This is a genomic window from Micromonospora sp. NPDC047074 (assembly GCF_040643815.1).
In the GTDB taxonomy this organism is placed as follows: Bacteria; Actinomycetota; Actinomycetes; order Mycobacteriales; family Micromonosporaceae; genus Micromonospora.
In genome coordinates this window covers 130357-152404 of sequence record NZ_JBEYVB010000007.1, presented here as the reverse complement: position 1 = coordinate 152404, position 22048 = coordinate 130357, and the positions used below count along the sequence as shown (strand labels likewise).

Below are 22048 nucleotides of genomic sequence, written 5' to 3'. Positions count from 1 at the left end.
AAGACACCATGCGAGAGGGATTCAACAGCAACCGGTGGACGCGTCGGACGGCTGCCGTCGGCGGGGCCGCGCTGAGCGCGCTCGTGCTCGGCCAGATCGCACTCACCGGGCCGGTGGCGGCGGTGCCCGGCCTGACCTACAAGACGTCGACGGGGCCGAGCAACAGCGCCGCGAAGTCGCAGAGCGCCCCCTGCCCGACCGGCACCACGGTCATCGGCGGTGGCGGCGCGATCACCGGTTCGGGTCTCGGGCAGGTCGGCATGGACATCATGCGGCCGCTGATCGGCGGCGACGCGTACTCGGTGACCGGCCGCGAGGACGAGACCGGCGTCGCCGGCAACTGGGCCGTCACGGCGAACGCGGTGTGCGCCCCGGCGCCCGCGGGCCTGGTGATGGTGTCCGGCAGCTCGGCGCCCAGCTTCGGCACGTCGAACTGGTTCGAGAAGCCCTGCCCGGCCGGCAAGCACGCCATCGGGGTCGGCGGCGCGGTCGTCGGGGCGTCGAACAGCGAGGTCGTCCTGGAGGATCTGCGCATCAACCAGACCAGCGTCGTGGTGGCGGGTGCCGAGGACGGCACCGGCTTCGCCGGCTCGTGGTGGCTGGACGCCACCGCGATCTGCGCCGACCCGCTGCCCGGCGAGCAGCGGGTGATCAACGACAGCCTCTACAGCTCCGCCACCACCCGGTCGGTGGTGGCGACCTGCCCGAGCGGCCGGGTGCACGGGGTGGGCGGCGAGATCCTCGGCGGCGACGGGCAGGTGCGCCTCACCGAGATGCGGGCCACGACCTCGACCACCGTCACGGTCAGCGCCGTGGAGGACGAGGACGGCTTCAGCAGCAACTGGAAGGTACGCGCGTACGCCGTCTGCGCGAGCTGACCCGCCGGTGCCCATGGTCCCGCGCCGGACGTCCGGCGCGGGACCACCGCCTTCGAAGATCGCGCTCGTTCCTGGATGTAGTTGCCTCCCAGACGCTGGAGGGCACTACTTCCACGTTCGAGCGCGATCGTGCTCCGGGCCTCGGGTGGGTGGGAGGGGTACGTGGCTCGGCGACGCGGGATAACCGCTGGGCAGGAGGCGGCGCAGTGGGCGAGGATCGTGGGCCGTGACGCTGTCCTGCCGCCGCGCCTGACAGCCTCGGCGCAACGCGTACGCGACGCCGCCCATCGACGCGGACTACCCACCGTTCAGCTCCGCACCTTCGACGTGCCCGCCGGGACGCGTGCCGATCACCTTCATGCGGGGCCACGCTTCGCCGACGCCGTTCGCACCGACGCTCGGGATCGCGCCCCTGGAGGCCGACCCCGGCTGGCTGACCGGGCTGCCCCGTGACCTCACCCGCCGGGAGATCACCCTGGTCGCCATCGGCGAGGCCTACGAACTCCGCGTGGGCCAGCGGCACCTACGAGGCGGACCCGGATCTGGCCCTCGACGTGGTCCTCCGAGCCGCCGGCCCCACCGGGTCGGTCGCCGCACGGGACGGGCGGTTCATCCGCCGGCCCCGGTCGGCGACGTGGCCGAGGCCGAGGAAATATGATTCTGACGCATCGCACCAGCACTCGGCGATCCTGCGACGCACAGCGGGCCACCGGTCACAGCGGGATGATCAGCTCACCCGACCAGGCCGAGGTTCGGCCGTGAGAATCTGGCGGCCAGGTCGATCGCGGCTACAGTACCCGCGCTACCAGCACCTCGCCCCGGAACTCATCTCCGGCATCGCTTAGCAGGTCGCCGGGCTGCTCCGGCGAACGAACTGAGACGACAACTGAGACGACGCAGGGCACCGGTCATCCGGTGCCCTGCTCGGGTGCTGGTCAGAGTGTGGGCGCGGCAGGTTTCGAACCTGCGACCCCTCGCTTGTAAGGCGAGTGCTCTCCCACTGAGCTACGCGCCCGGATCGCCCGTACGGCGGGCCGGAGGCTGGCAAGCTTACCCTGCCGCTCGCCGGCCCGGCCGTACGGTGTGCCCGGTCGTCAGGCCGCGGCGGTCTCGGCCAGGGCCTTGCGCCAGCCCTCCTGGTCACGCGCCTCGCCCGGCATGTTCATCTCCGCGAAGCGGACCACGCCCGCCTTGTCGATCACGAAGGTGCCCCGGTTGGCGATGCCGGCGACGTCGTTGAAGACGCCGTACGCCTGGGCGACCGCGCCGTGCGGCCAGAAGTCGGCCAGCAGCGGGAACTGGTAGCCCTCCTTGTCGGCCCAGATCTTGTGGGCGTAGACCGAGTCGACGCTGACGGTCAGCACCTGGACGTCGTCGTTGACGTAGTCGTTGAGGTTGTCCCGCACCTCGCACAGCTCACCCTGGCAGATCCCGGTGAAGGCGAGCGGGTAGAAGACCAGCAGCACGGTGCGCTTGCCACGGAAGTCCGAGAGCCGGACCTCCTGGTTGTTCTGGTCCTTGAGCACGAAGTCCGGCGCCTCGGCGCCAACCTCGATCGGCATGCGAGCTCCTCAGGATGGGGTCGGATGGGCAACAGCCTGCCACACCCGGCGACGCCCGCCGCCGGGTGATCACCGGCAGCGGGCTACTTCTTGCCCTTGGCCCCGCGACGCAGGACGAGGCGGGCCCCGCTCCAGTCGCGGCCGGCGTTGATGGTCGAGGTCTGCTGGAGGCCGGCGGTGGGCGCGGACTCGGCGATCTCGCTCGGCTCGACGTGCCCCTCGCGCCCGGCCTTGGGCGTGAGCAGCCACACGACACCGTTGTCGGCCAGCGGGCCGAGGGCGTCGACGAGAAGCTCGAAGAGATCACCGTCGCCGTCGCGGTACCACACCAGCACCGCGTCGACGACCTCGTCGGTGTCCTCGTCGACCAGCTCTCCACAGCGGTCGGTCAGGGCGTCCCGGAGATCCTGGTCGACGTCGTCGTCGTACCCCATCTCCATGACGACCATCCCCGGCTCGATCCCGAACCGGTCCGCCAGGCTGCGTACCCCGTCGGCGGCCTGACCAGCGGTCGCGCTCACTGTCGCGTGCCTCCTCATCTCATCTTTGCCCGCGGCGTCGTGGCGACGCCGTCAGGCAAAGTCCACACAGTTGTGGCTCCCCGCGCAAGTGGCGCACCGGGTGGAACGGAATTTACCGCGCCAGGAGCGTGCGGGCACCCTCGGTAATGGCTTCCTCGGAAACCAGAACCTGACGGGCCGCCGGACCTAATGGTACAAACGAGTCAACTCCGGCCACCCGCCGCGCCGCACCGACATATCCGGCATCCACCAGTGCCGCGATCACCCCCTCGCCGACGCCGCCGGACCGGCGGGTCTCGTCCACCACCAGCACCCGGCCGGTCGCCGCCGCCTCCCGGATCACGTCGGCCACGGGCAGCGGGGCCAGCCAGCGCAGGTCCACCACGCGGGTGCCGATCCCCTCGTCGGCGAGGGTCGCCGCCGCGCGCAGCGACATCGGCACCCCGTTACCGAACGTGATGATCGTGACGTCCTCGGCGGAGCCGACGCCGTAGACCCGGGCCCGCCCGATCGGCACGTGCCCGCCCGTCCAGGCGCCGGGCTCGGCGTAGGGGGCCAGCCACTCACCGTCACCTTCGGTGTAGAGGTCGCGGGTGTGGTAGAGCGCGATCGGCTCCAGGAAGACGCAGACGCTGCCGTCGACCGCCGCGCTGGCCAGGCAGGTGCGCAGCATGGGCGCGGCGTCGTCCGGCCGCGCCGGCACCGCGATCACCAGGCCCGGCACGTCCCGGAGTACGGCCACCGAGTTGTCGTTGTGGAAGTGCCCCCCGAAGCCCTCCTGGTAGGCCAGCCCGGCGACCCGTACGACCATCGGGTTGCGGAACGCACCCTGGGAGAAGAACTGCATCGTGGCGGCCTCGCCGCGCAACTGGTCCTCGGCGTTGTGCAGGTACGCGAGGTACTGGATCTCGGGCACGGGCAGCATCCCGGCCAGCCCGGAGCCGAGCCCCAGCCCGAGGATCGAGGTCTCGTCGAGCAGGGTGTCGAAGACCCGGGCGACCCCGAAGCGGTCCCGCAGCCCCTTGGTCACCCCGTAGACGCCGCCCTTGGCCCCGACGTCCTCGCCGAACACTGCCATCTGCGGATGGTCGAGCATGCCGTCGGCGAGCGCGGCGTTGATGCTCTGCGCCAGCGTCAGCGGGCCGGTCAGCTCCGGTGGCTTCCCGCCGAACGTCTCCGCCCGGGCACCTGCGCCGGGGCCGCCGGCCCGGGCCGCCGCGTCGGCCACCGCCCGGGCGACCCGCACCGGCCGGCGTGGGGCCAGCGGGGCGACCACGTCGGCGGGGGCGGTCAGCTTCGGCTCGTCCAGCACCTCCTCGGCGATCCGGCGCACCTGCCAGCCGATCTCGTCGTAGCGGGCCAGCAGTTCCTCGCCGGTGGCGAGGCCGGCCTCGACCAGCAGCCGCGCCGTGGCGGCCAGCGGGTCCCGGGCGAGGTCGGCCGCGATCTCCCCGGGGCTGCGGTACGCGGTCTCGGCGTCCGCACCGGCGTGCCCCATCAGCCGCACGGTCGACAGGTGGAGCACGGCGGGGCGCCGGTGCCGGCGCACCCAGGCCGCCGCCTCGGCCGCCGCCTCGTACGCCCGGGGCAGGTCGCTGCCGTCGGCGGAGAAGTAGCGGACGCCCGGCTTCGAGCGCAGGGTGGTCTCCACCCATCCCTTCGGGGAGCGGACGCTGATGCCGAGGCCGTTGTCCTCGCAGACGAAGAGCACCGGGATGCGCAGGCCGGTGTGGTCGTACCAGCCGGCGGTGTTGAACGCGGCCGTGGCACTGGCGTGGTTGACCGAGGCGTCGCCGAACGAGCAGACCACGATGGCGTCCGGCGGCCAGGGCGCCTGCGCCGCCTCCCCGCCACTGCCGACGCGCACCCCGTCCCGCCGGCCGGCGGTGTCCAGCCGGCGCAGCCGTTCCACCGCCAGCCCCATCCCGACGGCGCGGGGCAGGTGCGAGGCGATGGTGGAGGTGGTCGGGATGACGGCCAGGTCGGCCCGGCCGAAGACCTTGTGTCGCCCGCCCGCGATCGGCTCCCGGGTGGAGGCGGCCATGCCCCGCAGCACGTCGCGGGCCGCCTCGGCGTACGCCGGGGAGAATGGCCGGTCCGCGACGGGCCCGGGCGCCTCGGGGTCGTCCGGCGGGTAGCCGTCGCCGGGACGGATCGGCCCGACCTGCGCGGCCTCGTCGGGGTCGCCGTCCGCGTCGTGCGGCGTGGTGAGCGCGCCGGGCCGCGTCGCGTCGGTGGGCTCGCCGGCCGCGTCGTGCCAGCCGGTCCCGACCGGCCCGCCGCCGGTGCCGCGCTGGTCGGCTCCGGCGGGCAGGTCGGCTCCGGCGGGCAGGTCGGCTCCGGCGGGCAGGTCGGCTCCCTCCGGCCCGTCGGCCGGCCCCGGCTGGGCGGCCTGGGCGGCGCGGACGCAGTAGAAGGCGCCCGAGCGGTAGTGCAGCAGCGCCGGGTCGGTGGCCCGCAGGGCGGCGGCGACCGCGGCGTTGCCCTCGTGGCCGGCCGAGCCGATCGTGTAGAACCCCTCGCCGAAGCTGCGCAGCCAGCGGCCGGCCAGGTCGAGCTGGCGGCTGGTCGCCTGCGCGTCGAAGAGGTCCAGCGCCCGCGCGCCGGTCAGCGTCGTGTCGTCGGTGACCGGCCGTGCCGGGTCACGCCGCTGCCGCGGGGCGGCGAGCGCGGCCAGTGTCTCCCGGAACCGGTCGTCGAGATCTTGCGGCGTGGTCACGTCGGACAGCATTACCGAAGAGCGGCCGGTACGCCCACTCGGACACGGACGTCGCGGGGTGGTCAGTCGTCGTCGCACCGCTCGGGACAGCCGCCGTCGGAGACCTTCCAGACCAGCTCGCGCAGGGTCGCCAGCTCCTCGACGGTGAGCCCGGCGAGCAGTCGGGAGTCCGACATGACCTGGCGCAGCCGGGCGCGCACCCGCCGCCCCGGCTCGGTCACCACAAGCGTCTTCTGCCGCCGGTCGGCGGGGTCGACGCGCCGCTCCACCAGCCCGGCCCGCTCCAGCTTGTCGACCAGTGCGGTCACGTTGGACCGGTCGCAGCCCAGGCCTTCGGCGAGGTCCCGGGCCGGCAGCGGCCGGTCGGGGTCGAGTTCGTGCAGCGCCCGGGCGGCCGCGGGGGTGAGCCCCAGCTCGGCGATCTCGACGTCCTGGTGGTGGCGCAGGGCGGCGGCGATGTGCGTGATGCGGCGCACCACGTCGCCGGCCAGCGCCGCGCGGTCGGCGGGGTCCGGCGGGGTGGAGGGGACGGTGTGCTGCGCCATGTCCCACATCCTACTTGCGGTCAATAGTTGACTAGCTCTACTGTTTAGTAGCTCACGCATATCGCGGTGGGCGTCGAACGGAGGAGAACACCATGTCCGACTTCTCGGTCCTCGCCATCTCCGGCAGCCTGCGCGACGCGTCGTTCAACACCGCGCTGATCCGGGCCGCACAGCGCCTCGCCCCACCGCGGCTGACCATCGAGAGGTACGAGGGCCTCCGCGCCATCCCGCCCTTCAACGAGGACGTCGAGGCCGAGCCACCGGCGTCCGTGGTCGACCTGCGGGAGCGGATCGCGGCGGCGGACGCGCTGCTCGTCGCCACTCCGGAGTACAACTACGGGGTGCCCGGCGTGCTGAAGAACGCCCTCGACTGGGCGTCGCGCCCGAGCTTCCCGATCACCTCGTGGGTGTCCCCGCTGGCGCACAAGCCGGTGGCCATCATGGGCGCGGCACCGACCGGCATGGGCACCGTACGGGCCCAGCTCCAGCTCCGGCAGCTGTTCCTGTGGACCGACTCCGCCGTACTCAGCAAGCCGGAGATCATCGTGACCAACGCGCACGAGAAGCTCACGCCGGACGGCGCCGTCCAGGACGAGACCACCCAGGCGCTGCTGCGCGGCCTGCTCGACGCCCTGGTCACCCGCATCCGCGTCGCCCAGCTCGCCGCCGCCTGACCCGCACCCGGGCGGCAGGGCCGACGGTCCCGGCGGGGACGGCTCACGCCGACCGTCCCGCCATGATCACGCTACTTCCCGGAAGTTGTCCCCTCCCCCAGCGCGGGAGCCGACACTTTCCCGGCAGTAGTCCGGATCCCGTGCCGGGGCCGGGGAACGCCTCAGCCCGCTGGTCCGGATCCCGCGCCGGGCGGGGGACGCCTCAGCCCGGGAGGAACGAGAAGCGGACCTCGCGGGACGGGTTGTCGCCGTTGGTGTCGACCAGGCAGACGGACTGCCAGGTGCCCAGCGCCAGCCGCCCGCCGATCACCGGCAGCGTCGCGTACGGGGGGACGAACGCGGGCAACACGTGGTCGCGCCCGTGGCCGGGCGATCCGTGCCGGTGCCGCCAGCGGCCGTCGGTGGGCAGCAGGTCGTCGAGCGCGGCGAGCAGGTCGTCGTCGGAACCCGAGCCGGTCTCGATGATCGCCAGCCCGGCCGTGGCGTGCGGCACGAAGACGTGCAGCAGTCCGTCGCCCTGCCCGGAGACGAACCGCTCGGCCTCCGCCGTGATGTCCCGGACGGCCGGCCGGGACCCGGTCTGGACCGTGATCACCTCACTGCGCATACGACGCATTCTGCCCGAGCGGGTCGACACCCGCCGCCGGACGCCGCTCGACCGGATGTAAGGAAGGGCACCTTCCTAACTCATAGCGTTAGGAAGGTGCCCTTCCTTACGCACCGGCCGGCCGGTCGCGCAAAGTTACTGGCGGGTACCTGTGTCGCGTATCGCGTCTCCGGGTGGTGGGCGTGACGCCGGGTGCCACCAGGAGGCAGGATGGCGCTAGAGACCTATCCCACACGAAACCGAGGGAACGCCTGTGGCTACGGAACGCAAGCGCCCGGTGATCACCGCTGGTCTGCCGAGCCAGCTTCCGGACATCGACCCTGAAGAGACCAGCGAATGGGTCGAGTCGCTCGACGGTGTCATCGACGAGCGCGGGACAAAGCGCGCCCGCTACGTCATGCTGCGCCTGCTGGAGCGGGCCCGCGAGCGCCAGGTCGGGGTGCCGTCCCTGACCACCACCGACTACATCAACACCATTCCCCCGGAGCGCGAACCCTGGTTCCCGGGTGACGAGCACGTGGAGCGGCGGATCCGGGCGTACGTCCGGTGGAACGCGGCCATGCTGGTGCACCGGGCGCAGCGTCCCGAGATCGGCGTCGGCGGGCACATCTCCACCTTCGCCAGCTCGGCCTCGCTCTACGAGGTGGGCTTCAACCACTTCTTCCGGGGCAAGAACCACCCGGGCGGCGGCGACCACATCTTCTACCAGGGCCACGCCTCCCCCGGCATGTACGCGCGGGCGTTCCTGGAGGGGCGGCTGACCGAGCACCAGCTCGACGGGTTCCGCCAGGAGCTGTCCCACCCGGGTGGCGGCCTGCCGTCCTACCCGCACCCGCGGCTGATGCCGGACTTCTGGGAGTTCCCCACGGTCTCGATGGGCCTGGGCGGGCTGAACGCGATCTACCAGGCGCGGTTCAACCGCTACCTGCACCACCGGGGCATCAAGGACACCTCGGACCAGCACGTGTGGGCGTACCTGGGCGACGGCGAGATGGACGAGCCGGAGACGCTCGGCGCGATCGGCGTGGCCGCCCGCGAGGAGCTGGACAACCTCACCTTCGTGATCAACTGCAACCTCCAGCGGCTCGACGGGCCGGTGCGCGGCAACGGCAAGGTCATGCAGGAGCTGGAGGCGTTCTTCCGGGGCGCCGGCTGGAACGTCATCAAGGTGGTCTGGGGCCGGGAGTGGGACCCGCTGCTCGCCGCGGACACCGACGGCGCGCTGGTCAACCTGATGAACACCACGCCCGACGGTGACTACCAGACCTACAAGGCGGAGTCCGGGGCGTACGTCCGGGAGCACTTCTTCGGCCGCGACCAGCGGACCCGCAAGATGGTCGAGGACCTCAGCGACGACGAGATCTGGAACCTCAAGCGGGGTGGGCACGACTACCGCAAGCTCTACGCGGCCTACAAGGCGGCGATGGAGCACACCGGTCAGCCGACGGTGATCCTGGCCAAGACGATCAAGGGCTGGACGCTGGGCTCGCACTTCGAGGGCCGCAACGCCACGCACCAGATGAAGAAGCTGACGCTGGACGATCTGAAGACCTTCCGCGACCGGCTCTACCTGGACATCCCGGACAAGGCGCTGGAGGACAACCCCTACCTGCCGCCGTACTACACCCCGGGCGAGAAGTCCGACGAGATCGCCTACCTCAAGGAGCGGCGCCAGCAGCTCGGCGGCTACCTGCCGTCGCGGCGGGCGGGGCAGAAGCGGCTGGCCATCCCCGGGCCGGAGCGCTTCGCCGACGTCAAGCGCGGCTCGGGCAAGCAGAAGGTGGCCACCACGATGGCCTTCGTCCGCCTGCTCAAGGACGTGATGAAGGACAAGGAGTTCGGCAAGCGCTGGGTGCCGATCATCCCGGACGAGGCCCGCACCTTCGGCATGGACTCGCTCTTCCCCACGCAGAAGATCTACTCGCCGCACGGCCAGCGCTACACCTCGGTCGACCGGGAGCTGTTCCTGTCGTACAAGGAGTCCACCGGCGGGCAGATCCTGCACGAGGGGATCAACGAGGCCGGCTCGGTCGCCTCGTTCACCGCGGCGGGCTCGGCGTACGCCACCCACGACGAGCCGATGATCCCGATGTACATCTTCTACTCGATGTTCGGGTTCCAGCGCACCGCCGACGGGCTGTGGGCCGCCGCCGACCAGATGGCCCGGGGCTTCCTGCTCGGCGCCACCGCCGGCCGCACCACGCTCAACGGCGAGGGGCTCCAGCACGAGGACGGCCACTCGCTCCTGATCGCCGCCACCAACCCGGCGGTGGTCGCGTACGACCCGGCGTTCGCGTTCGAGATCGCGCACATCGTGGAGAACGGCCTGCACCGGATGTACGGCGAGGCGCAGGAGAACGTCTTCTACTACCTGACGATCTACAACGAGCCGATCCTCCAGCCGGCGGAGCCGTCGGACGTGGACGTCGAGGGGCTGCTCAGGGGCATCTACCGCTACTCCCCCGCCCCGGCGGTGGAGGGCGACGCGCCGAAGGCCAACGTGCTCGCCTCCGGCACCGGCATGCAGTGGGCGCTCAAGGCGCAGCAGCTGCTGGCGCAGGACTGGGGCGTGGCCGCCGACGTCTGGTCGGTCACCTCCTGGACGGAGCTGCGCCGGGACGCGGTGGAGTGCGAGGAGCACAACCTGCTCAACCCGGGCGCGGAGCAGCGGGTGCCGTACATCCAGCAGAAGCTGGCCGACGCCGACGGGCCGAAGGTCGCGGTCAGCGACTGGATGCGCGCGGTGCCGGACCTGATCGCCCGCTGGGTGCCCGGGGACTACACCTCCCTCGGCACCGACGGGTTCGGCATGTCCGACACCCGGCACGCCCTGCGCCGGCACTTCCACGTCGACGCCGAGTCGGTGGTGGTCGCGACGCTGCGGCAGCTCGCCCTGCGCGGCGCGGTGCCGGCGAGCGTGCCGGCCGAGGCGGCCAAGAAGTACGCCATCGAGGACGTCAACGCGGCCCCGGTCGGCGAGACCGGCGGCGACAGCTAGGACGCACGCGACGAAGGGCCCGGCGCACCCCGCGCCGGGCCCTTCGGCACGTCAGGCACCGGTGAACGGTGGTGGCCCGGAGTCCCTGGCGGGGACTCCGGGCCACCACCGTCGCGGGTGACGCCAGGACGGCCCGGCTCAGCCGACGGCGGCCAGGTCGGTCAGCCGGGCGAGCGACTCCTCCAGGTCGGCGCCGACCCGGCGCAGGCCGAGGCGGAGCAGGGCGGCCTTGACCGGGCCAGCCGGCCACCGTACGACGATGAGCCGCACGATCGTCCCGCCCTCCTCCTCCTCGTTTGCGGTGAGCTGGACGTAGATCTCGGTGCGCGCCTCCGCTCGGGCACCGGCGCCCCTGGCGCGTTCGCGCCAGCCGATCAGGGTCGGTTCCTGAAAGGCGATCACCTCGGCCTCATGCGCCGCGCCACGTCCGGCCTGGACGAGTTGTCGCCGCCCGAAGCCCTCTCCCGAGAGCACCTCGGCCGCGCGGACCCCCGCCAGCCAGGCCGGCAACTGCTCGGCCCGCTGCACGACGTCCCAGACCGCTTCCACTGGCGCCACCACGTGCGCACTGCGTTCCACGAGGATCATTTCCGTCTTTCCTCCAGTGAGGACATCCCACGATATCGGCACTCTATGCGCAAATTTGGACGTACCGGGACGGGTTCGGAAAAGACACGCCGAAAACCATTGCGCTACGCCGACGTACGGCCTATGGCGCATCGATCGGCCACGGCCTAGAGTCCGAGCACTGTTCACGTACGACGGGAGCGCGCATGTCGACCGCAGCGATGCCCGAGTTCCCCGCCGGATTCCGCTGGGGAGTGTCCACCTCCGCCCACCAGATCGAGGGCGGCACCGAGAGCCGTGGACCGTCCATCTGGGACACCTTTGCCCGCTCCCCCGGCCGGATCGCCGACGGCAGCACCGGCGACGTGGCCTGCGACCACTACCACCGGCACGCCGAGGACGTCGCGCTGCTGGCCGGGCTGGGCGTCTCGGCGTACCGCTTCTCGATCGCCTGGCCCCGCGTGCGGCCCACCGGCGACGGCCCGGTCGACACGCGCGGTCTGGACTTCTACGACCGGCTGGTCGACGACCTGCTCGCCCGGGGCATCGATCCGGTCGCCACCCTCTACCACTGGGACCTGCCCCAGCCCCTCGAGGACGCCGGCGGCTGGCTGAACCGGGACACCGCCCACCGCTTCGCCGAGTACGCCGACGCGACCGCCGCCCGGCTCGGCGACCGGGTGAAGCTCTGGATCACCCTCAACGAGCCGTTCATCCACCTGAGCCTCGGCCACGCCACGGGCGAGCACGCCCCCGGCCGGACGCTGCTCTTCGACGCCCTGCCGGTCGCCCACCACCAGCTCCTCGGCCACGGTCTCGCCGTCGCCGCGCTGCGGGCCCGCACCGCGAGCCCGATCGCCATCGCGAACAACTACACGCCCGTGCGGCCGGCCGGGGACACCGCCGCCGACCGGGCGGCGGTCGCGGCGTACGAGGCGCTGCACAACCGGCTCTTCACCGACCCGCTGTTCGGCCGGGGCTACCCCGACGGGCTCGGCCCCGACGGGACCGTGGTGCGCGACGGCGACCTGGCCGTCATCGCCGCCCCGATCGACGTGCTGGGGGTCAACTACTACAACCCCACAGGCGTACGCGCCCCGCAGGAGGGCTCGCCGCTGCCGTTCGAGCTGGCACCGGTCGAGGGCTACCCGCGCACCGCCTTCGACTGGCCGGTCGCCCCCGACGGGCTGCACGAGCTGCTCGGCTGGCTGCACCGCACGTACGGCGACGACCTGCCCCCGATCCAGATCACCGAGAGCGGCTGCGCGTACGACGACGCGCCCGACGCCGACGGCCGGGTGCACGACCCGGAGCGGATCGCCTACCTCGACGGACACCTGCGCGCCGTACGTGCCGCGATGGACGAGGGCGTCGACGTCACCGGTTACTTCGTCTGGTCGCTGCTGGACAACTGGGAGTGGGCGGAGGGCTTCACCAAGCGCTTCGGCCTGGTGCACGTCGACTTCGACACCCAGCTCCGTACGCCCAAGTCCTCGTACGCCTGGTTCCGCGACCTGATCTCACGGCCGTGACCACCGTCGATCCGACACCCGCGTCGCTGCCGGCGGCGCTCGCCGAACCGACGGTGCCGGTCCGGCGGGGCTGGATCGCGCTGATCTTCGCCGCGAACCTCGGGGTCTGGATGGCGTTCTTCACCCCGATCCAGGTGCTGCTGCCGCAGCAGTTGGAGCGCATCGCGCCGGCCGACAAGGAGTCCATGCTCGCCGTGGTCACCGGCCTCGGCGCGCTCGCCGCGGTGCTCGCCAACCCCCTTGCCGGCGCGCTGTCGGACCGGACCTGCCTGCGGCTGGCCGGGCGCGAGTTCGGCCGCCGGCACGTCTGGACAGCCGGCGGCGCCCTGCTCGGCGCGCTCGCCCTGGTGCTGCTGGCGCAGCAGCGCACCGTTGCCGGGGTCGCGCTCGGCTGGGTCGCCGCCCAGGTCTGCTTCAACGCGATGCTGGCCAGCCTGACCGCCGCCGTGCCGGACCGGGTGCCGGTCGCCCAGCGGGGCGGCGTCTCCGGCTGGGTCGGCATCCCCCAGGCGCTGGGGCTGGTGCTCGGCGTGGTGCTGGTCACCGCAGTGGTCGGCGGCACCTCCGCCGGCTACCTGGCGATGGCGGCGGCGGTGCTCCTGCTGTCCCTGCCGTTCGCGCTGCTCACCGCCGACGACCCGCTGCCCCGGGCGCACCGCCCGGCGCTGCGCTGGCGCGCCCTGCTCGCCTCGATGTGGGTCTCGCCGCGCCGCCACCCCGACTTCGGCTGGGCCTGGATCACCCGGTTCCTGGTGCAGCTCGGCAACGCGCTCGGCACGCTCTACCTGCTCTACTTCCTCACCGACGAGGTGCGCCACCCCGACCCCGAGGGCGGCCTGCTGGTGCTGATCCTGCTCTACACGGCCGGCCTGGCGGCCACCGCCGTGGTGGCCGGCCGGCTGTCGGACCGGTCCGGCAAAAGGAAGGTCTTCGTCATCACCGCCGGCGGGATCATCGCGGTCGCCGCGCTGCTGCTCGCCGTCGCGCCGGTGTGGCCGGTGGCCGTGGTCGCCGCGCTGCTGCTCGGCGCCGGCTACGGCGTCTACCTGTCGGTGGACGCCGCGCTGATCACCCAGGTGCTGCCGGTCGCCGCCGACCGGGCCAAGGACCTGGGCGTGATCAACATCGCCAACTCCGCCCCGCAGGTGCTCGGCCCGGCGATCTCCGCCCCGCTCGTGGTGCATCTCGGCGGCTATCCGGCGCTCTACGCGGTCACCGCGGCGGTCACCGTACTGGGCAGCGTCCTGGTCCTGAAGATCCGCTCGGTGCCCTGAGGTGTAAGGAAGGGCCCCTTGCAATCGCTATGCGATTGCAAGGGGCCCTTCCTTACACGGGTGCGCGCCGCCGTAGGCTGGGGGACGTGACGGTACGTGTGCGCTTCGCCCCCTCCCCGACCGGTATGTTCCACGTCGGCGGTGCCCGCTCGGCGTTGCAGAACTGGATCTACGCCAAGCAGCAGGGCGGGGTGTTCGTGCTCCGCATCGAGGACACCGACGCGGCCCGCAACAAGCCGGAGTGGACCGAGGGCATCCTCTCCGCGCTGGACTGGATCGGCATCGAACGCGGCAGCTACGAGGGCCCGTACTTCCAGTCGGAGTACGCCGGCGAGCACCGGGCCGCCGCCGCGCGGCTGCACGAGTCCGGCCGCGCGTACTACTGCGACTGCACCCGGGAGGCCGTGCAGGCGCGCACCGGCTCGCAGTACCAGGGCTACGACGGCTTCTGCCGGGACCGGGGCCTGCCGGCCGGCGAGGGGCGGGCCCTGCGCTTCCGTACGCCCGACGAGGGCGAGACCGTGGTGGTCGACCTGATCCGCGGCGAGCCGACCTTCGAGAACAAGCTGATCGAGGACTTCGTCATCGCCCGGGGCGACGGCTCCCCGGTCTTCCTGCTGGCCAACGTGGTCGACGACATGACCATGGGGATCACCCACGTGGTGCGCGCCGAGGAGCACCTGCCCAACACCCCGAAGCAGCAGCTCCTCTGGGACGCCCTCGGGGTCAAGCCGCCGATCTGGGCGCACGTGCCGGTGGTGGTCAACGAGAAGCGGCAGAAGCTCTCCAAGCGCCGGGACAAGGTGGCCCTGGAGGCGTTCCGGGACGAGGGCTACCTGGCCTCGGCGATGCGCAACTACCTGATGCTGCTCGGCTGGGCGCCGTCGGGCGACCGGGAGATCGTCGGATGGTCGGTGATCGAGCAGGAGTACCGGCTGGAGGAGGTCAACCCCTCACCGGCGTTCTTCGACGAGAAGAAGCTGCGCGCGTTCAACGGCGAGTACATCCGGGCGCTCGGAGTCGAGGAGTTCGTCGAGGCCTGCCGGCCGTGGCTGGTCGGGACCGGCACCATCGCCCCGCCGCCGTGGCAGCCGGACGAGTTCGACGCGGACGCCTTCGCGGCCGTGGCCCCGCTCGCGCAGACCCGGATCGCGGTGCTCAGCGAGATCGTGCCGAACGTCGACTTCCTCTTCCTCGCCGCGCCGCTGGTCGACGAGGCCGCCTGGGCCAAGGCGATGAAGGAGGGCTCGGCGGAGCTGCTGGACGCCGCCACGGCCGCGTTCGAGGCGCTGGAGTCCTGGGACGCGGAGACGCTGAAGTCGACGCTGGAGGCCGTCGGCGCCGAGCGCGGCCTGAAGCTCGGCAAGGCCCAGGCCCCGGTGCGCGTCGCGGTCACCGGCCGCACCGTCGGGCTGCCGCTGTTCGAGTCGCTGGAGGTGCTCGGCCGCGAGCGCACCCTGAGCCGGCTGCGCGCCGCCCGGGTCCGCCTGTTCTGAACCGCAAGACGTACGACAGTGCCCCGGGCCGGCCCGACCGACCCGGGGCACTCCTCTGTCGACCCGACCGCGCCGACCGCTCAGGCGGCGGAACCGGTCAGCGTCGGGCCGTGCGGCGCCGGAGCAGCAGACCAGCCGCCAGGGCCGCGAGAAGCACCACCCCACCGAGTGCCCACAGCCAACCGCGCCCGGCCCTGTCGTCGCCCTCCTGCGCCGCCGGCGCCGGGGCCGCCGCCGCGGCCGCGTCCGTCGGCGACGGTGCCGGGGTCTGTGCGGTCCCGGTCGGAGCGACCGACGCCGGTGCGCTCGACCCGGCGGTGCCCCCGCCCGGCGCCGGTTCGGCGGGAGTGCCGGTGGTCAGGGTGAACCGCACCTCGCCGGAGACCGGGTGCCCGTCACTGGACGCCACCTGGTAGCCGACGATGTAGAGCCCCGCCCGGCCCGGCTTGAAGGGGACGCTCACCCGGGAACCGGAGAAGGCCGGCGCGCCGCCCAGCGCGACCACATTGTCCGGCCCGGAAATTGTGATCTTCGTCGTACCCGGGTCCACCTTCGCCAGAAAACGCAGCTCGATCTTCGCCGGAGCGTCGGCCACCCGGGCGCCGTTACGCGGATCACTGCCGGTCAGCGAGTTGTGGGCCGCCGCGGGTGCGGCCGGCAACAGCAACGACACACCGAGCGCCACGCCGAGCACCACTGGCCAGGTACGTGCCACCCGTGGGAACCTGCCCCCCATGAACCCCTCCGTAAAGGTACGATCCGCCCGCTGATCAACGGCCACCGTTCATTGGTCGGACCGGGATCACAGATAGTTCCAAATACTGTTCCACGAGCTGCAACCGATCGACGTTCTGCGCAGTCTTGAGGATGGGACCTGTTGCACGGGTCCGGTCACTCCGTCGGCCAATCAACGTGTGACCCTGCAGCAAGGCCAGCCATCGAACGGGGCGAGGAGGCGGCGATGGTCCGAACGATGCGGCGGCTGGTCGTGATGGTGGCGGGCGGGCTCGCGGCGGCGGTCCTGTCGCTCGGGCTCCCCGGGGCCGCGACGGCGGCGCCGAAGCCGGCGCCCGCGGGCGTGGAGATCGTCGGGGAGGGGCTGACCGAGCCGCTGCGGCTGCACGCCGAGGCCCACCCGACGCACGTGGTGGCGGTCATCGACCAGGTGAACTTCCTGGGCCGCACGGGGCAGGCCAAGGGCCCGAAGGCGGCCGACCTCGGTCCGAAGTACACGGTCGTGGTGTTCGCCGGTGACGTCCCGAAGCAGACCTACGACCTCTACCCGAAGGCGGTCGGCGGGCCGCGCGTCTACCGCCCGGCCAAGCAGCCGGACTCCCGCAAGACCGCCGCCGGCTGGTTCCTCGGCCGGCTCAGCATGTCGGAGACCCTCCGCACGGCGGGCGTGCCGCTGGAGCGGCAGTTCGACACCGTCAGTGGCGGCGTCGGCGGTGGCGAGCGGGTCATCCCGGAGGACGCCCTCAACCCGGCGAAGGACCTCGACGAGGCGCTCGGCGAGTTGCAGCGGCTGCTCCTGCTCAATGTCGCGGTGGTGCTGGTCATCACGTCGGGCCTCGCCGGGATCGCGCTGCTGGTCCGCCGCCGCACCCGCTGACCCCGGCGCGTCGCCCCGCCCGGTCCCGGTCGGACCTCCCGGACCAGCCAGCCGCCCGGGCGCGCGGCGCAGCCGTGCTCGGCCCGCTCGCCGACGTCGCCCGCCCCCCGCCGCCCAGGTCGACGACCGGGCGGCGTGGGTCAGGTCACCAGCGGCGCGGCGGTCGCTCGCGGCTCAGCACCAGCGGCGCGGCGGTCGCTCGCGGCGGAGGGCACGCGGCCGGGGGCGGACCGGGCCGTGCCGGTGGGCGCCGGCCCAGCCGGACAGGTCGCTCTGGCAGCCCGGCGCCACCGGCAGCTCGCTCTCGCGGGGCGGGACGGGCTCGGCGGCCCGCTGCCGGGGCACCGCCACGTCGTCGTCGCGCTCCGGTGCGCGGGCCGGGGGCTCCGCCGGGTGGGCCGGGAACCCGCCGGACGGCCGGCGGTGCTTGGCGGCCGCCTGCTGCTCGTGGTGGCCCGGCCGGCAGGGCTCACCCTGGGCGCAGCCGTGCTCGGCCTCCCCGTGCGCCATCCCGGCCTCCTCCTGCTCGCCCCGCCCGCCGCGGTCGCTCCGGCGGGCCCTGTCACCGTACTGGCCGGGGCCGACGGGTCGTGCAGGCGGACCCCCGGATCAGCGCACCGGCGGGGCGGGGTGTAGGTCTTTCGGGGGATGCGGAGGCTGCGGAGTCCTCCGTCGGTCTGAGCCCGGCGGGCGCCGGGTGTGGTGGGATCGGGCCATGCGACCGCCGACCTGGCTCGGACCCGGCACGGCCGGCCGGGACCTCGCGCTCGCCGGCGTGTCCCTGGCCGGCGGTCTGGTCCTGTACGGCCTGGACACCCAGCCGTACCTGTCCAGGCACCTGAACCCGCCGGAGCCGCTGTTCCTGCTGACCCTCGCGGCGGTCTGCGTGGCGGTGGGCCTGCGCCGGGTGGCCACCCGGACCAGCCTCGCCCTCGGCACGGTGGCCGCGGTGGTCGACCTCGCGATGGGCGGTGCGCTGGCCACCGCCCTGGTCTACACCCAGGTGCTCTACGACGCGTGCGTGTTCGGGTCGGCGCGGACCTGGCGCTGGCTGCTGCGGGTCGCCGTCGGGCTGACCGTGCTCGGCACCGTGACGGGGATGCTGCTGGCCCGTGACTGGCGGGGCGCGAGCGTCGGTGTGCTGGTGGTGCTGGTGGCGGTGATGCCGGTGCTCACCGGGATCAGCGTGCGGCAGTACCGCGACCAGGCGGCGGCCGAACGGGCCCGGGCCGAGCAGACGGCGCGGCTGGTGGAGTTGGACCGCCGGCAGGCGGTGATCGCCGAGCGGGCCCGGATGGCCCGGGAACTGCACGACGTGATCGCCAACCACCTGAGCGCCGTGGCCATCCACGCCACGGCCGCGCTCTCCGTGCCCGGGCTCGACCGGTCGCAGGTCGAGGCGGCGCTGCGGGTCATCCGGGAGAGCAGCGTGCAGGGGCTGGCCGAGATGCGGCAGATGATCGGCCTGCTGCGGGAGCCGGCGGGCGGTGGGCCCACCGTGGACGCGACGGACGAGACGACCCGGGCGCGGCTCAGCGAGGTCGACGGGGTGGTCGACCGGGCCCGGGCCGCCGGGTTGGCCGTCCGGGTGACGCGGCGGGGCGAGCCGCGCGCGCTGCCGGTGGGGGTGGACCTGGCCGCGTACCGGATCGTGCAGGAGTCGCTGACCAACGCGCTCAAGCACGGCGCCGGGGAGGCCGACCTGCTGGTCGCGTACGAGCCGGCGGGGGTGGTGGTGGGCGTGGACAACCCGGTGGGTGCCGGCCGGAACGCGCCGACCGGCGCGGGCGCCGGCCTGATCGGGATGCGGGAGCGGGCGGTGTTGTTGAACGGCCGGTTCTCGGCGGGTGCGGAGCGGGGTCGCTGGCGGGTACGGGTGGAGTTGCCGACCGGGGCGACACCGTGAGGGAACGGGACGTGTCATGGCCGAGGTGATCCGGGTACTGCTCGCCGACGACCAGCCGGCGGTGCGGGCCGGGCTGGCGTTGATCCTGGCCGGCGCGCCGGGCGTCGAGGTGGTCGGCGAGGCCGACGACGGCCTCGAAGCGGTCCGGCTGTGCCGGCGACTGCGTCCGGACGTGGCGGTGCTGGACGTGCGGATGCCCCGGCTGGACGGCATCTCGGCCACCCGGGAGATCGTCGCCGACCGGCTCGCCGACGTGCTCGTGCTCACCACCTTCGACCTCGACGAGTACGTCTTCGGGGCGCTGCGGGCCGGCGCGGCGGGTTTCGTCCTCAAGCACACCGACGCGGAGGGGCTGGTCGCGGCGGTGCGGACGGTGGCCCGGGGCGAGGGGTTCATCGCCCCGGCGGTCACCCGGCGCCTGATCACCGAGTTCGCGGCGACCGCTCCGGCCGTCTCGGCCACGGCGCGGGGGGCGGTGGACACGCTGACGCCCCGGGAGCGCGACGTGCTCGCCTGCCTCGGGCTCGGGCTGTCCAACCAGCAGATCGCCGACCGGCTGGCGATGGCCGAGAGCACCACCAAGACCCACGTCAGCCGGATCCTCGCCAAGCTGGACCTGCGCAGCCGGGTGCAGGCCGCCATCCTGGCCCAGGAGACGGGGCTGCCCGCTCCCCCGCCGGCCTGATCCGGCCGGCCCGGGACGCCCGGCGTGCCAGGCCAGGCGGGCACGTGTCAGGCTGGGGCGGTGAGTGAGCCGGGCGGGACGCAACTGTCGGCCACGCTGCGTCGGATCGAGCGTGCCGCCGGGGCGCTCGCCACCGCCAGCGTGGCCCGGATGGACGAGACGCTGCCCTGGTTCCGCGACCTGCCGGCCGACCACCGCTCCTGGGTGATGCTGGTGGCCCAGGCCGGCGCCCGGTCGCTGGTGCAGTGGCTGCGCGACGGCGGCGGCACGGCGGACAGCACCCGGGAGGTCTCCGACGAGGTCTTCGCCACCGCGCCGCAGGCGCTCGCCCGGTCGATCAGCCTCCAGCAGACCGTCGCGCTGGTGAAGGTCATGATCGACGTCGTCGAGGAGCAGGTGTCGGACCTGGCGGCGAAGGGCGAGGAACAGCAGTTGCGCGAGGCCGTGCTGCGGTTCTCCCGCGAGATCGCCTTCGCCGCCGCCCGGGTGTACGCGCGGGCCGCCGAGTCGCGCGGCTCCTGGGACGCCCGGTTGCAGGCGTTGCTGATGGACGCGCTGCTGCGGGGCGACTCGCCGGACGTGCTGGCCAGCCGCGCCGCGGCGCTCGGCTGGGCGGACGCCCCGCCGGTGGCGGTGGCGGTCGGGCGGTCCCCCGGTGGGGAGGTTCCCGCCGTCCTGCACACCGTCCACCGGCAGGCCCGGCGCGTCGGCACGGAGGTGATCGGCGGGGTGCACGGCGACCGTCTGGTCATCGTGCTCGGGGGTGCCGCCGACCCGATCGCGGCCACGGGCAAGCTGCTCGACGCGTTCGGTGACGGGCCGGTGGTGGTCGGTCCGGCCGTGCCGAGTCTGGACGAGGCGACCGAGTCGGCGCGGGCCGCGCTGGCCGGTTTCCGGGCCGCGCCGGCCTGGCCCGCCGCGCCCCGGCCGGTGCCGGCGGACGACCTGCTCCCAGAACGGGCGCTGGCCGGTGACCCGGAGGCCCGTCGCCGGTTGCGGCACGACGTCTACGCCACGCTGGTACGGGCCGGCGGGGAGTTGCTGGAGACCCTCGACGCCTTCTTCGCGGCCGGCGGCACGCTGGAGAGCGCCGCGCGGACCCTGTTCGTGCATCCGAACACGGTGCGTTACCGGCTGCGCCGGATCTCCGACGTCACGGGCTTCTCGCCGCTCACGGCCCGTGACGCGTTCGCGCTCCAGGTGGCCCTCACCGTCGGCCGGCTCGACCCGGTGGTCCCGGTGGCCCCAACCGCGACAATGAGCGCAAGCGTCAGTAGAACGCCACACACAGGTGATGATCCTCGCCGATTTTTGTAGGATCCCTCCAAAGGTTCTAGTGTGGTTTGGTCGGGGTCGGCACAGCGCTACCCGCGCGTATCCGGGAGAGTCATAGACGTGCTCGCCGTACTCTCGCCTGGCCAGGGCTCCCAGAAGCCCGGCTTCCTGTCGCCCTGGCTCGACCTCACCGGCACCGAGGAGCGGCTGCGGTCGTGGTCGGCGCTGGCGGGGGTCGACCTGCTGCACCTCGGCACCGCGGCCGACGCCGACGAGATCAAGGACACCGCCCGCACGCAGCCGCTGCTGGTCGCCGCCGCGCTGCTCGCCGCCGAGCACCTGCCGATGGACGACGTCGCCCTGACCGCCGGCCACAGCGTGGGCGAGTTGGGCGCGGCGGCGCTCGCCGGGGTGCTCCCGGCGGAGGCGGCGATCACCCTGGCCGGCGTACGCGGCCGGGAGATGGCGGCGGCCTGCGCGCTGGAGCCGACCGGGATGGCCGCCGTGCTGGGCGGTGACCCGGACGAGGTGCTCACCACGATCGCCACCCACGGGCTGCACCCGGCCAACCGCAACGGCGCCGGCCAGTTCGTCGCCGCCGGCTCTGTCGACGGGCTGGCGAAGCTCGCCGCCGAGCCGCCGGCCAAGGCACGGGTCATCCGGTTGAAGGTGGCCGGCGCCTTCCACACGCCGTACATGGCGCCCGCCGAGGCGGCGCTGGCCACCGCGACCGCCGGGATCACCCCCGCCGACCCGGCCCGGGTCCTGCTGTCCAACCTCGACGGCGCCGCGGTCGGCGACGGGGGCGACATGGTGCAGCGTCTCGTCCGCCAGGTCACCGCGCCGGTGCGCTGGGACCTCTGCATGCGCACCCTGGCCGACCTCGGGGTGACCGGGGTGATCGAGCTGCCCCCGGCCGGCACCCTCGCGGGCCTGCTGAAGCGGGAGCTGAAGGAGACCGGCGTGCCGGAGATCGTCACCCTGAACACCCCGGACGACCTGCCCGCCGCGCGGGACCTGATCGCCCGCACGGGAGGTCAGCCGTGAGCGCGAGGAACGAGCCGGTTTTGCGAGTCCCGCAGTCGCGAACGAAAGGCAGCCCCGTGAGCGCGAGGAACGAGCCGGTTTTGCGAGTCCCGCAGTCGCGAACGAAAGGCAGCCCCGTGAGCGCGAGGAACGAGCCGGTTTTGCGAGTCC

The 22048-nt window shown here is 73.2% G+C and carries 19 protein-coding genes and 1 tRNA gene; 11 read left to right on the top strand and 9 right to left on the bottom strand.

Annotated elements, in window-relative coordinates; genetic code table 11:
- Nucleotides 1-8 precede the first annotated feature (8 nt).
- Entirely contained in the window at nucleotides 9-878 is an 870-nt protein-coding gene (locus ABZ809_RS13445; RefSeq protein WP_357562736.1) for a hypothetical protein, read from the top strand.
- Between the two features lie 943 nt (nucleotides 879-1821).
- Here the strand turns inward: ABZ809_RS13445 and ABZ809_RS13440 are convergent.
- The 5 genes from ABZ809_RS13440 to ABZ809_RS13420 all read right to left on the bottom strand — a co-directional run bounded on the left by ABZ809_RS13440 (nucleotide 1822) and on the right by ABZ809_RS13420 (nucleotide 6225).
- Nucleotides 1822-1893 (bottom strand) — tRNA-Val (locus ABZ809_RS13440).
- 79 nt (nucleotides 1894-1972) lie between these two features.
- Nucleotides 1973-2440, bottom strand: a complete 468-nt coding sequence (locus ABZ809_RS13435) for a peroxiredoxin (protein ID WP_357562735.1) — start codon at nucleotides 2438-2440, stop codon at nucleotides 1973-1975.
- An 83-nt stretch (nucleotides 2441-2523) separates the two neighbouring features.
- Nucleotides 2524-2961, bottom strand: coding sequence for a DUF3052 domain-containing protein (locus ABZ809_RS13430; protein WP_357562734.1), 438 nt, complete (start codon nucleotides 2959-2961; stop codon nucleotides 2524-2526).
- A 112-nt stretch (nucleotides 2962-3073) separates the two neighbouring features.
- A complete protein-coding gene (locus ABZ809_RS13425) occupies nucleotides 3074-5692 on the bottom strand; it encodes a transketolase C-terminal domain-containing protein (RefSeq protein WP_357562733.1) in 2619 nt (872 codons plus the stop codon).
- A gap of 50 nt (nucleotides 5693-5742) precedes the next feature.
- Nucleotides 5743-6225 (bottom strand): MarR family winged helix-turn-helix transcriptional regulator, encoded by a 483-nt coding sequence (locus tag ABZ809_RS13420; protein WP_357562732.1) that lies wholly within the window; start codon nucleotides 6223-6225, stop codon nucleotides 5743-5745.
- A 92-nt stretch (nucleotides 6226-6317) separates the two neighbouring features.
- Here ABZ809_RS13420 and ABZ809_RS13415 point away from each other — a divergent pair, with 92 nt between their 5' ends.
- Nucleotides 6318-6899 carry an NADPH-dependent FMN reductase gene (locus tag ABZ809_RS13415; RefSeq protein ID WP_357562731.1) on the top strand — a complete coding sequence of 194 codons (582 nt, stop codon included), beginning with the start codon at nucleotides 6318-6320 and terminating at the stop codon, nucleotides 6897-6899.
- A 202-nt stretch (nucleotides 6900-7101) separates the two neighbouring features.
- On the opposite strand, the gene ABZ809_RS13410 is transcribed toward ABZ809_RS13415, so the two are convergent.
- Nucleotides 7102-7506, bottom strand: coding sequence for a YjbQ family protein (locus tag ABZ809_RS13410; RefSeq protein ID WP_357562730.1), 405 nt, complete (start codon nucleotides 7504-7506; stop codon nucleotides 7102-7104).
- Nucleotides 7507-7759: 253 nt separating this feature from the next.
- On the opposite strand from ABZ809_RS13410, the gene aceE reads away from it, so the two are divergent.
- Complete coding sequence (gene aceE / locus ABZ809_RS13405) at nucleotides 7760-10504, top strand: pyruvate dehydrogenase (acetyl-transferring), homodimeric type (RefSeq protein ID WP_357562729.1); 2745 nt, start codon at nucleotides 7760-7762, stop codon at nucleotides 10502-10504.
- Between the two features lie 138 nt (nucleotides 10505-10642).
- Here the strand turns inward: aceE and ABZ809_RS13400 are convergent, their stop codons facing one another.
- Complete coding sequence (locus tag ABZ809_RS13400; RefSeq protein ID WP_357562728.1) at nucleotides 10643-11092, bottom strand: SRPBCC family protein; 450 nt, start codon at nucleotides 11090-11092, stop codon at nucleotides 10643-10645.
- A 185-nt stretch (nucleotides 11093-11277) separates the two neighbouring features.
- On the opposite strand from ABZ809_RS13400, the gene ABZ809_RS13395 reads away from it, so the two are divergent.
- The 3 genes from ABZ809_RS13395 to gltX all read left to right on the top strand — a co-directional run bounded on the left by ABZ809_RS13395 (nucleotide 11278) and on the right by gltX (nucleotide 15373).
- Complete coding sequence (locus tag ABZ809_RS13395) at nucleotides 11278-12603, top strand: GH1 family beta-glucosidase (protein ID WP_357562727.1); 1326 nt, start codon at nucleotides 11278-11280, stop codon at nucleotides 12601-12603.
- Nucleotides 12600-13877: an MFS transporter gene (locus tag ABZ809_RS13390; RefSeq protein WP_357562726.1), complete on the top strand. Its 1278-nt coding sequence runs from the start codon at nucleotides 12600-12602 to the stop codon at nucleotides 13875-13877. Before ABZ809_RS13395 ends, ABZ809_RS13390 begins: the two co-directional genes overlap by 4 nt.
- Before the next feature lie 98 nt (nucleotides 13878-13975).
- On the top strand, nucleotides 13976-15373 hold the full coding sequence (gene gltX / locus ABZ809_RS13385) for a glutamate--tRNA ligase (RefSeq protein ID WP_357562834.1): 1398 nt from the start codon (nucleotides 13976-13978) through the stop codon (nucleotides 15371-15373).
- Between the two features lie 97 nt (nucleotides 15374-15470).
- On the opposite strand, the gene ABZ809_RS13380 is transcribed toward gltX, so the two are convergent.
- Complete coding sequence (locus ABZ809_RS13380; protein WP_357562725.1) at nucleotides 15471-16088, bottom strand: copper resistance CopC family protein; 618 nt, start codon at nucleotides 16086-16088, stop codon at nucleotides 15471-15473.
- Nucleotides 16089-16334: 246 nt separating this feature from the next.
- On the opposite strand from ABZ809_RS13380, the gene ABZ809_RS13375 reads away from it, so the two are divergent.
- The gene (locus ABZ809_RS13375) at nucleotides 16335-16985 is read left to right on the top strand and encodes a hypothetical protein (RefSeq protein ID WP_357562724.1); all 651 of its coding nucleotides are present in this window, start codon (nucleotides 16335-16337) and stop codon (nucleotides 16983-16985) included.
- A 174-nt stretch (nucleotides 16986-17159) separates the two neighbouring features.
- On the opposite strand, the gene ABZ809_RS13370 is transcribed toward ABZ809_RS13375, so the two are convergent.
- Nucleotides 17160-17495: a hypothetical protein gene (locus ABZ809_RS13370; RefSeq protein ID WP_357562723.1), complete on the bottom strand. Its 336-nt coding sequence runs from the start codon at nucleotides 17493-17495 to the stop codon at nucleotides 17160-17162.
- A gap of 205 nt (nucleotides 17496-17700) precedes the next feature.
- Here ABZ809_RS13370 and ABZ809_RS13365 point away from each other — a divergent pair, with 205 nt between their 5' ends.
- The 4 genes from ABZ809_RS13365 (at nucleotide 17701) to ABZ809_RS13350 (ending at nucleotide 21898) form a co-directional block, all read left to right on the top strand.
- Nucleotides 17701-18891, top strand: coding sequence for a histidine kinase (locus ABZ809_RS13365; RefSeq protein ID WP_357562722.1), 1191 nt, complete (start codon nucleotides 17701-17703; stop codon nucleotides 18889-18891).
- Nucleotides 18892-18907: 16 nt separating this feature from the next.
- Entirely contained in the window at nucleotides 18908-19576 is a 669-nt protein-coding gene (locus ABZ809_RS13360; RefSeq protein ID WP_357562721.1) for a response regulator transcription factor, read from the top strand.
- A 24-nt stretch (nucleotides 19577-19600) separates the two neighbouring features.
- A complete protein-coding gene (locus ABZ809_RS13355; RefSeq protein WP_357562720.1) occupies nucleotides 19601-20893 on the top strand; it encodes a helix-turn-helix domain-containing protein in 1293 nt (430 codons plus the stop codon).
- Between the two features lie 78 nt (nucleotides 20894-20971).
- Complete coding sequence (locus ABZ809_RS13350) at nucleotides 20972-21898, top strand: ACP S-malonyltransferase (protein WP_357562719.1); 927 nt, start codon at nucleotides 20972-20974, stop codon at nucleotides 21896-21898.
- Nucleotides 21899-22048 lie beyond the last annotated feature (150 nt).